Raw genomic sequence first — 10,845 nt, forward strand, 5'->3', positions numbered from 1 at the left:
TGCCAAGGACGGATATGACGGTGATGCAACGACCGGATGCAGAAGCGTGCTGTCAATTGATGGAGGAAGCGGATTGGAGCTTCAGCGATCAGCTGTGCCTGTTGAGCGGTGCGATACCTGCAACGGATCTACAGGATATGGATCGCGTGGGCCGGCGTCAGCTCATCGAAAGGCGCAGGGGGCTAACCGGCAAGGATTTCGTTCCTAGGCTGGCCGAAATTTGACGGTTTTGCCCTGTTCAAGCCCCGACGGTCCAGCGCCATTCGCGGATCTCGGGCATGTCGATGCCGTGGGCGCGAATGTAGCGTTCGTGTTCGACGAGCTTGTCGCGCATGGCCTGCTTGACGTAGACGGCGCTTGCGCCGAGCCTTGGCACGAGGTCGATGACGTCGGCCGCGAGATGGAAGCGGTCGAGCTTGTTGCGAACCACCATGTCGAACGTGGTCGTCGTCGATCCTTCCTCCTGATAGCCGCGCACATGGATGTTATCGTGATTGGTGCGCTTATAGGCCAGTCGGTGGATCAGCGTCGGATAGCCGTGATAGGCGAAGACCACGGGCTTGTCCTTCGTGAACAGCGCGTCGAAGTCACCATCGCTCAAGCCGTGCGGATGAGCAGTGTTCGGCTGCAGCGTCATCAAATCCACCACGTTGACCACCCGGACCTTCAATTCCGGAATGTAGTGACGCAGCAGATCCACCGCCGCGAGGGTCTCAAGGGTAGGCACATCGCCAGCGCATGCTAGAACGACATCCGGCTCACCGCCCAGGTCGTTGCTGGCCCATTCCCATATACCGACGCCCTGGGCGCAGTGTTTGATCGCCGCGTCCATGTCGAGCCATTGTGGAGCAGGGGCCTTTCCCGCGACGATGACATTGATCCGCCCCCAGCTTCGGAGGCAGTGATCAGTGACGTAGAGCAGCGTGTTGGCGTCCGGCGGCAGGTAGATGCGGACGATATCGGCCTTTTTGTTCGCGACATGGTCGATGAAGCCGGGATCCTGATGGCTGAAACCGTTGTGATCCTGCTGCCAGACATGGGATGTCAGCAGATAGTTCAGCGATGCAATCGGGCGCCGCCAGGCAACGTCCCGCGAAGTCTTGAGCCACTTCGCGTGCTGATTGAACATGGAATCGACGATGTGGATGAACGCTTCGTAACAGGAAAGCAGGCCGTGACGGCCAGTTAGCAGATAGCCCTCGAGCCAGCCCTGGCACAGATGCTCGCTGAGGATTTCCATCACGCGGCCAGCCGGCGCCAGATGGTCGTCTTCGGGAATGGTCCGTGCATCCCAAGCCCTGTCCGTGACCTCGAACAGCGCCTGAAGCCGGTTTGACGCGGTCTCGTCCGGACCGAAGACGCGAAAGTTCCGGCTCGCCCTGTTCTCCCGCATCACGTCACGCAGGAACGTGCCCATGATCCGGGTTGCCTCCGCATTGACTTCTCCGGGGTGCGCGACCGGAATGGCGTAGGACTCGAATCCGGGCAGCCGCAGCGGACGCATGAGCGCTCCGCCATTGGCATGTGGATTGGCGCTCATGCGCTGCTCGCCCGCTGGGGCGAGCGCGGCGATCTCGGCGCGTAGAGCGCCTGCTTCATCGAACAGTTCCTCGGGCTTGTAGCTTCGCAGCCAATCGTCCAGAAGTTGCAGATGACCGGGCCTGGTCATGTCGCTGAAGGGCACCTGATGCGAGCGCCAGAAACCCTCGGTCTTGAGGCCATCGACCGTCTTCGGGCCGGTCCAGCCCTTTGGGCTGCGCAGCACGATCATCGGCCACTGAGGACGCTGGGCCTGGCCGTCTCCGCGCGCGGCCGATTGAATAGCCTCGATGCGTGCGAAAGCCTCATCCAGTGCACCGGCCATTTTCTGATGCATTATCTGGGGCTCATCGCCTTCCACGAACAGGGGCGCATAGCCGTAGCCGCGCAACAACGCCTCCAGTTCCTCGGGCGGGATGCGCGCCAGCACCGTGGGGTTCGCGATCTTATAGCCGTTCAGATGCAGGATCGGCAGAACGGCGCCATCGGCCGCGGGATTGAGAAACTTGTTGGCGTGCCATGAGGTCGCCAGCGGCCCGGTTTCGGCTTCGCCGTCGCCGATCACGCACGCGACGACGAGGTCGGGATTGTCGAGCACCGCGCCATAGGCATGCGCCAGCGAATAGCCGAGTTCGCCACCCTCGTGAATCGAGCCAGGCGTTTCCGGCGCTGCATGGCTAGGTATGCCACCAGGGAAAGAGAACTGACGGAACAGCCGGCAAAGGCCTTCCTCATCGCGAGATATGTCGGGATAGAGTTCGCTATAGGTGCCTTCCAGATAGGTATTGGCCACGACTCCCGGAGCCCCGTGCCCCGGGCCGGCAACGAAAAGCACATTGGTGCCCTTGGTCCGGATGATGCGATTGAGATGCACGTAGACAAAGTTCAATCCGGGCGTGGTGCCCCAGTGGCCGAGAAGGCGCGGCTTGACGTGCTCGATCTTGAGTGGTTCTCGCAAGAGGGGATTGGCAAGCAGATAAACCTGACCGACGGACAGATAATTCGCCGCGCGCCACCATGCGTGCATGAGCTTCAATTCATCCGGCGGCAGGACCTGTCCTGTCGGCAGCGCGTTCCGTTCAGTCGAGTCCATGGGAAATGTTCCCGTCTCTGGTTGTCAATTGCGGTTGCCATTGCGCGCGCCGCCGGTTCAGCTCGCGTCGCCGAGCGGCACGATCGGATCGACATTGTGGCGGCCATGACCCCCTTCACATTGATCCCGATCAACAACAAGCGTCCGCGCACCAATAGGTTGCGTCCGCCGGCCCAAACCGTGCGGCGCGCGGCGGGGGAGTGTCGGACTCAGATGATGGACAGGGCCTCCTGCGCGATCACCAGTTCCTCATCGGTCGGAACGACCATGACGACGACCTTGCTGTCGGCTGCCTCGATCCGCGTGGCGTTCCGCGCATTCGCCGCGGCATCGATGACCAGGCCGAGCCATCCGAGGTGCTTGCAGATGGCTGCACGGATCTCCGGCTGATGCTCGCCGATGCCTGCGGTGAAGACGATGCCGTCGAGCCCGCCCAGCGCTACGATGATGGCCGCCGTTTCCCGCGCAATGCGAAAGGTGAAGAGATCAAGCGCTTCGCGTGCCTCCGGATCCTTGCTGGAGATCAGGTCGCGGCTGTCGGCGCTGATGCCCGAAATGCCCAGCAGGCCGGAGCGGTGATAGAGCATGTCCTCGATATCCTCGACCCTCAGTCCGCGCTGCTTCAGGAGGTGAATGATGACGCCAGGATCCAGTGCGCCGCAGCGCGTTGCCATCGGAATGCCGTCGAGCGTCGAAAAACTCATGCTGGTGTCGCGGCTGGCGCCCGCGGCGAGCCCGCACAGGCTCGCGCCGCTGCCAAGATGCGCGACGATGACGCGTCCGGCGGCGGTGTTGGGAGCAAGCTCCTGTATCCTGGAAGCGATGAATTTGTAGGAGAGGCCATGGAAGCCGTAGTGCTTGATGCCCTGGTCGAACAGCTCGCGGGGCAGAGCAAAGCGGCGGACCAGATCGCTCTGGCTGCGATGGAAGGCGGTGTCGAAGGACGCGACCTGGCGTAATCCCGGCCGCAAGTGGCTGACGGCGCGGATCAGGCGAATGCTTTGAGGCTGGTGAAGAGGAGCCAACGGCACCAAAGCTTCTATCGCGGCCAACACGTCGTCGCTGACCAATGCCGGCCCGTCAAAACGGTCGCCGCCATGCACCACCCGATGGCCGATCGCGCAAAGTTCGTTCACGGAGAAGTGGTTCTCGATCCACGCCAGAATTTCGTCGATCAAAGCGTGGAGATCGTCGCTCACCGTTGCCTTCAACACGACGTCGAACGCGCTGGTTTCCTCCTCGACGCGCAGCGTCAGGGGCAGGTGCCGCAGATCGACGACTCCCCTGGCCAAGGGCCGCGGCCCGTGCGTCCCGATCGCGAACAAGGCAAGCTTGATGGTGGAAGAACCGGGGTTGAACGTCAGCACGATCGGACCGCTCATGGTTTCGCCTTCTCAGTGCTTCGATCTGACCGGTCACGGGCAGTTTCCACGCGACCGCCCTTGCAAGTCGGGAGTTACCACAAAGATGGAGGACGCCGGGCACAAGAAAAGACCCACTCCACGGCCAGCCTGCCAACCTGTCTTGCGCCAACGCTTTCAAATATCGCGACTTCGGAAGATCGTTCCCTGTCGCATCATTGCAGTCGAACCGCCGCAGTCCCTCTCGGTGTCAGCTCGTCATGGCTCGACAGGATGACGATGCGTTGCCGCAGCCGGTGCAGCAGCGCATCGAGAATGCGCTTGCCCTGTTCGGTATCGAGATGTTCAGTCGGCTCATCCAGAAGCACGACAGGGCGGTTGGAAAGCCATGCACGGGCGAGGTTCAGCCTTTGCGCCTCGCCGAGCGACAGCACATCCTGCGTGATCCAGCCGTCCAAGCCGCCCGCCGCCCTTATCCGGTCCTGAAGTTCCACGGTGCTCAACGCACTCCACAGTTCGTCGTCACTGGCGTGCGGGGCAAACAGGTTCTCGCGCACGGTGTCGGCGAGAACCGTCGCATCGTGAGGACAGAAGCAACTCATGGCTCGACGCGCATCCACACCGCAGCCGATGCCGTCGCTCAAGACGCATCCATCACCGACGTCCAGCCAGCCGGCGATCTGCTTCAACAAGGAGGTCTTGCCGCAGCCGCTGGGGCCATGCAGGACCGTTGGCCTGCCAGCCCTGAAGGTGACGCTGACCGGCCTTCCAATCAGCCGGCCATCCGGGGCGTGGCGTGGCAGTCGGTCTAGCGTCAAAGACGAGATGCGCTCCGGGACATGTTTGCGCGACACGCCGTCCGGGGTATTCCATTTGGCCAGGGTCGACCGGGCTTTCTTCTCGCGCGCGAAGGCGACGACGATCTTCGATGCGCCCAGCACGGATTCCCCAACGGCCAGCCAGGCGAAGGCCAGCAGGGCGGGCACCAACAGGGCCTCGCCGCGCAAGCCCGACAGCCAGGCGGACGCCAGAACGCTCAGCATGGCGCATGGCGCCAGGCAGTTGGCCAACGTATCGAACAAGGCCTGCCTGTGGCGAAGCACCAACGCGCGCGTCTGGGCATTGGCGTAGCCATCGAACGGCGCTTCGAGCATGAGACCCCAGCGGCGTTCACCCTGCAATGGCACCACGGCCTGTATCGCGGCGCCAAGCAGGCGGGAGGCCTGCTGCCTGCCTTCGCGCATGGCCGCCAGATCGGCGTCGGCTCGGCTTGCCAGGAAACAGGCCCCGACGATGTTTGCCGTGATGAGCAGCAGGATCGGCACGACTGCCAGCGGCGTTATCAACAGGGTCGCGGCGACAAGCAAAAGAATGGCGACGCCAAGGGTCGCTGACGGCAAGCTGACGCGCAGGCGCGCATAATCCACGTCCTCGACGTCGTCGAGATAGTCGGCAAGGCGATCCTGGTTGCCAAGCTGCCAGCCGGCCTTGCGCACCGAGGGGGCCGACGCCATCGCGGCGAACAGGGTCGAGCGCCGCCGGACCTGATCGGTGAGCGCCGCCCGGTGGCCGACAACGCGCTCGCCATATTTGGCCGCCGTCCGTGTCAAGGCGAACAGGCGTATCAATGCAGCGGGGACATGGAAGTTGAACGTCAACGCGGCGGGCGTCAGGCCCGCCAGGGCGACCGCGCCGAGAAACCACACGGACACGCCGGTCAGCAGGATTCCGCCCGCCAGGGCGGCAAATGCCAGAACAAGGGCGAGGCGCCACGGCGCCCTGTTTCGGACAGGCTCTTGCGGTGGGCCGATCCGCGTTTGCGCGGCGATCGAGGACGCGGTGCCGTTCATGCGACTTTCTCCCGTGCCTGACGGTTGTCCGCGCCGAGGTCGATGGTTGTGCCGGCAAGCATGGCCAGGCTCCTGTCATGCGTTGCCACCAGGACGAGCCGGCTGCACGCCGCATCCGCAAGCGCACGACGCACCATCGCGGCGTTGCCGGGATCAAGCTTGGCGGTCGGCTCGTCGGCAAAGATGGCGCGGCCCGAGATCAACGCACGCGCCAGGCCGATGCGCACCCGTTGCCCGCCGGAGAGGTTCTCACCGCCGGCCTGGATCAGCGCGTCAAGCCCACCGGGCAGAAGCACATCGTCGAGAAGACCGACATTGCCCGCCGCAAGCAGCAGCCGGGTCCGGCAACATGGGCCGTTTTGCCAGGCGATAGCAGCGTCAAGCGGGCCTTCCGGCACATAGATGTCGGTGGAGCACCAAGCGATGCCTGGGTGGGTGTCGAAATCCGCTTCGAAAGATGGCGCGGACCCGATCCCGGCAAGATGGCGCAGCAGGGTCGACTTGCCCGATCCGCTCGGTCCGGTGATGGCTACCAGCCCGGTCCGGGGCAGAAGCGATGCGGCACCGGCCAGATCGCGGGTCACGATGGTGGCTTCGAAAGCCGGCGATTGCGGATGGGCGGCCAGAACGAGTGTGTCGAGCGCGGTGGCGGCGGCGAGGCCCTCGGCCTTGGCGTGATACTGCTCCGCGTAGCGCCGGAACGGGGCGAAATATTCCGGCGCGATCATCAGGATGAACAGGCTCTGCCAGAGCTGGAGGTCGGCAAAGCCGGGGACGCTGATGAGCTTGAGATGGCCGAGACCGAGAAACACGGCGAGCATCGCGATCGACAGCGACGAGAAGAAGTCGATGATGCCGGCGTTGAGGAAGGCGATCCTGAGCACGCCCATCGTGCCCGAGGCATAGGTGTCCAGCCGCACAGCCAGCTTGCGCCTTTCTCGGTTCAGCCCGTGGTTTCCAAGGATGGTCGGCAAGGTGCGGATGCGATCGGCGAACTGTGCGGCGAGACGGCCGAATGCTTTTTCCTGAGCGTCGGCGCCGCTACGGATCGCGCCGCCAATCAGAGCGAAGAAGACGATCATCACCGGGGTCAGCACGACGAGCGCCAATGCCGCCTCCCACGAAACGGCGACAATAACGGTTGCGGCAAGTAGGGGGCCCAGCCCCAGCATGGTCGACGCGAGGCGATGCCCGACCGCCAGGCCGGCCACGGCTTGCGGATAGCGTTGCAGTCCAGCGATCAATGTTCCGAGCGGCATTACCTGGATGTCGCCGGGAAGAGCCGCGGCGAGGGCGCGACGCACCGACCCGAGCAGGCCGTTGGCAACCTCCAGTTCCGTATTGGCGACAGCTCGGTCGGCCACCAGGCCGACGACAGAGCCGAGGATCAGGCTGACCAGCGCGGCGCCAAGCAGCAGCCAGCTGGCATTCCCCGAGATCATGCGACCCACGAACATCGCCGCCAGACCTATGAAGGCAAGCCGCAGCATCGCGCGCGACGCTTGCAATGCAAGGGCGGAATGCAAGCCGGCGGCGGCAAGGCCGCGCGCAATGCAAAGTGTCTTGCCGGGGGCGGGCGCCCCTGCATTGGCCTCCGGTGGAGTTGCCCCCGTTGGGCGTTTGCCGCGGCGATTCAGGACAGTTTCGAGCATGACAGTTCAATCTCACGCCGGGGCCGTCAGCGAATTGACGCATATCAAAAGGCGCGACCGCGGAACACGCTATCGAAGGGCACGCCTGAACGGAGCCCTCCCATGACCAGCCCATTGCTTGTGGAGTTGTCGCGACTGCAATTCGCGCTGACCGCGATGTACCACTTCCTGTTCGTCCCGCTGACACTGGGCTTGTCCATCATGCTTGCGATGATGGAGACGGTCTACGTCATGACCGGCCGCACGATCTGGCGCGACATGGTCAAATTCTGGGGCGTGCTGTTCGGCATCAATTTCGCCCTCGGTGTCGCCACCGGCATCACCATGGAATTCCAGTTCGGCATGAACTGGGCCTATTATTCGCACTATGTCGGAGACGTGTTCGGCGCCCCTCTCGCGATTGAAGGCCTGATGGCATTCTTCCTGGAGGCGACCTTCGTCGGCCTGTTCTTCTTCGGCTGGGAAAAGCTCTCGGCGCGCGCGCATCTCGTCGTCACCTGGCTTGTCGCGCTGGGCACCAATTTCTCGGCGCTATGGATACTGATCGCCAATGGCTGGATGCAGAATCCCATCGGCTCGGCCTTCAACCCGGACACGATGCGCATGGAAGTGACGGACTTCATGGCCGTCATCTTCAACCCGGTGGCGCAGGCGAAGTTCGTCCACACTGTTTCGGCCGGCTATGTCTGCGGCGCCGTCTTCGTGCTCGGCGTCTCGGCCTATTACATGCTGCGCGGGCGACACATCGAACTCGCCAAGCGCTCCTTCGTTATCGCCTCGGCCTTCGGCATCGCCTCGTCGCTGTCGGTCATCGTACTCGGTGACGAGAGCGGCTACGCCATCACCGACAACCAGAAGATGAAGCTCGCCGCCATGGAAGCGATGTGGGAGACCGAGCCGGCTCCCGCCTCCTTCACTGCGTTCGGCATTCCCAGCATGAGCGACCGCACGACCCATTTCGCCGTGCATATCCCCTGGGTCATGGGCCTCATCGGCACCCGTTCGATCGACAAGGAAATCCCCGGCATCTTCGAACTCGTCCAGAAGGCCGAGGGACGCATCCGCGACGGGCTGACCGCCTACGACGCGCTGGAAAAACTCAAGGTCAACCATGGCGACGCGGCGGCACGCGCCAGCTTCGACGCGACAAGCAAGGATCTTGGCTATGCGCTGCTGCTCAAGCGCTATATCGATGATCCACGCCAGGCCACGGATGACCAGATCAAGCAGGCGGCATGGTCGACCGTGCCGGAAGTGCCGGCGATCTTCTTCACCTTCCGGATCATGGTGCTGTGCGCCTTCCTGCTGCTTGCCGTCTTCGCGATCTCGCTCTGGCATACGATGCGCGAGACGCCGGCGCCGCGCTGGCTGTTTCGCATCGCGCTGATCGCGATGCCATTGCCATGGCTTGCCGCGGAGCTCGGTTGGTTCGTCTCCGAATTCGGCCGCCAGCCCTGGATCATCGAGGGCATGCTGCCGACCTTCCTGGCGACGTCCGAGCTCGGCATTCCCGATCTTCTGATTACCATCCTCGGCTTCACCCTCGTCTATGGCGTGCTGGCCGTGATCGAGGTGAAGCTGATGCTGCAGGCGATAGCGAAGGGGCCGGCTGTCGGTGCGAATATCACGCCTCCCATCGGCGAAGGCACAAAAATCCATCTGGCGGCCGCCCAGTAAACCGGGACCTGCAAGGAACAACGACGATGATCGATTTCCTCTTCAATTACGAAACGCTGCGGATCATATGGTGGGTGCTGCTTGGCGTTCTTTTGATGGGCTTCGCGGTGACCGACGGCTTTGACATGGGCGTGGGGGCACTGCTGCCCTTCGTCGCAAAGACCGATATCGAGCGGCGTGTTGCCATCAACACCGTCGGACCGGTCTGGGAAGGCAACCAGGTCTGGTTTATCCTGGGCGGTGGTGCCATCTTCGCTGCCTGGCCGGCGCTCTACGCATTGAGCTTCTCGGGCTTCTACCTCGCCATGTTCCTGGTACTGTTCGCGCTGATCCTGCGGCCGGTCGGCTTCAAATACCGCTCGAAGCGGGAGAGTCCCCGCTGGCGCTCGAACTGGGACTGGGCGCTATTCATCGGCGGAGCCGTGCCGGCGCTCATCTTCGGGGTGGCGGTGGGCAACGCGCTGAGAGGCGTGCCATTCCACTTCTCCACCGACCTGCGGCCGTTCTATGAGGGCACCCTGTTCGGCCTGCTCAATCCGGTGGCGCTTTACTGCGGCCTAGTTTCGCTGACCATGCTTGTCATGCACGGCGCGGCTTGGCTGGCATTCAAGGCGGAAGGGCCGGTGGCTGACCGCGCCCGCGTCATCGGCGGCAAGGTCGCGCTCGCCACCGCAGTCCTGTTTGCCGGCGGCGGGGTGCTTGTCTGGCTCGGGCTGCTCGGCGGCTATGAGGTGACGAGCGCCATCGTCTGGGATGGCCCGTCCAATCCGCTCGGCAAGACGGTGATAGCGAATTCGAGCGCGTGGCTGCGCAACTTCCGCGCCACGCCGGCCCTTTGCCTGGTGCCCGCGCTGGGCATCGTGGCGCCGCTGGTCGCCGCGGCCGGCTTCCGTGCGCGTCGCGAAGGCATCACCTTCCTCGCATCGAAGCTTGGCGTGCTCTGCATCATCGCGACTGTCGGCTTGGCGATGTTTCCGATCATCCTGCCGTCAAGCAGCAATCCGGGCCATTCGCTTGCCGTGTTCGATGCATCCTCAAGCCGGGCGACGCTGCGCAACATGCTGATCGCAACTGTCATCTTCCTACCGCTGATCCTTGCCTACACAGCCTGGGTCTACAGTGTGCTTTGGGGCAAGGTCAGCGAAACCTCGGTGCGCGGGGCCGGTTCATCGGCGTACTGAAACGAGATTGGAGATTGCAACGATGTGGTATTTCGCCTGGATCCTCGGCCTCGGACTGGCCACCACGGTCGGCATCCTGAATGCCCTCTGGTACGAGTTGCGCGCGGTTCGCGCGCAACCATCAGAACAAATTGAGCACTTGGAAGCACCTTGAGGCGCCGCAAACCAAACCTCTGATGCGAAAGCGCAGTCGCTATTCAGCTTGCCAACGGGAAACCTTGCGCACGCCAGGCGCTAATGCCGCCGCCCATATGCGTGTCGTGCGGCTGTCCTGCCGCCATGGCGAGGGCAATCGCTTGCGATGACCGGCCGCCGGAGTGGCAATAAAACACGACGGGCTTGTCAGATGGAATTAGGTCCATCTTGTCACGCAGCTTGCCCAACGGAATATGAATGGCGCCCGCTATATGCCCAGACGCCCACTCGGCGTTCTCCCTGACATCAACAAGCGTGACGGCGTCACCCACCTGACGCACTTGCGTCGGCGTCAGC

General features: G+C 63.4%; 8 protein-coding genes. 3 read left to right on the forward strand and 5 right to left on the reverse strand.

Annotation, left to right across the window (positions count from 1 at the left end):
• Positions 1–238 precede the first annotated feature (238 nt).
• From BLS48_RS31660 to BLS48_RS31675, 4 genes are all read right to left on the reverse strand, one after another.
• A complete protein-coding gene (locus BLS48_RS31660; protein ID WP_091586167.1) occupies positions 239–2,632 on the reverse strand; it encodes a phosphoketolase family protein in 2,394 nt (797 codons plus the stop codon).
• A gap of 209 nt (positions 2,633–2,841) precedes the next feature.
• On the reverse strand, positions 2,842–4,014 hold the full coding sequence (locus tag BLS48_RS31665; RefSeq protein ID WP_091586169.1) for an acetate/propionate family kinase: 1,173 nt from the start codon (positions 4,012–4,014) through the stop codon (positions 2,842–2,844).
• A gap of 194 nt (positions 4,015–4,208) precedes the next feature.
• A complete protein-coding gene (locus tag BLS48_RS31670) occupies positions 4,209–5,843 on the reverse strand; it encodes an ATP-binding cassette domain-containing protein (RefSeq protein ID WP_091586171.1) in 1,635 nt (544 codons plus the stop codon).
• Complete coding sequence (locus BLS48_RS31675) at positions 5,840–7,495, reverse strand: ABC transporter transmembrane domain-containing protein (protein WP_091586173.1); 1,656 nt, start codon at positions 7,493–7,495, stop codon at positions 5,840–5,842. The genes BLS48_RS31670 and BLS48_RS31675 overlap by 4 nt, the downstream gene beginning before the upstream one ends.
• Before the next feature lie 102 nt (positions 7,496–7,597).
• Between BLS48_RS31675 and BLS48_RS31680 the strand changes: the two genes are divergently transcribed.
• The 3 genes from BLS48_RS31680 to cydX are packed head-to-tail and all read left to right on the forward strand — an operon-like array spanning position 7,598 to position 10,507.
• The gene (locus BLS48_RS31680) at positions 7,598–9,172 is read left to right on the forward strand and encodes a cytochrome ubiquinol oxidase subunit I (RefSeq protein WP_091586175.1); all 1,575 of its coding nucleotides are present in this window, start codon (positions 7,598–7,600) and stop codon (positions 9,170–9,172) included.
• Positions 9,173–9,198: 26 nt separating this feature from the next.
• On the forward strand, positions 9,199–10,353 hold the full coding sequence (gene cydB, locus BLS48_RS31685) for a cytochrome d ubiquinol oxidase subunit II (RefSeq protein WP_091586177.1): 1,155 nt from the start codon (positions 9,199–9,201) through the stop codon (positions 10,351–10,353).
• 22 nt (positions 10,354–10,375) lie between these two features.
• Positions 10,376–10,507 carry a cytochrome bd-I oxidase subunit CydX gene (gene cydX, locus BLS48_RS31690; protein WP_091586179.1) on the forward strand — a complete coding sequence of 44 codons (132 nt, stop codon included), beginning with the start codon at positions 10,376–10,378 and terminating at the stop codon, positions 10,505–10,507.
• 43 nt (positions 10,508–10,550) lie between these two features.
• Here cydX and BLS48_RS31695 read toward each other — a convergent pair.
• On the reverse strand, positions 10,551–10,845 hold a 295-nt coding region (locus BLS48_RS31695), incomplete at its 5' end, for a rhodanese-like domain-containing protein (protein ID WP_208604702.1).

Origin of the sequence: Mesorhizobium qingshengii, assembly GCF_900103325.1 — a bacterium.
Lineage (GTDB): Bacteria > Pseudomonadota > Alphaproteobacteria > Rhizobiales > Rhizobiaceae > Mesorhizobium > Mesorhizobium qingshengii.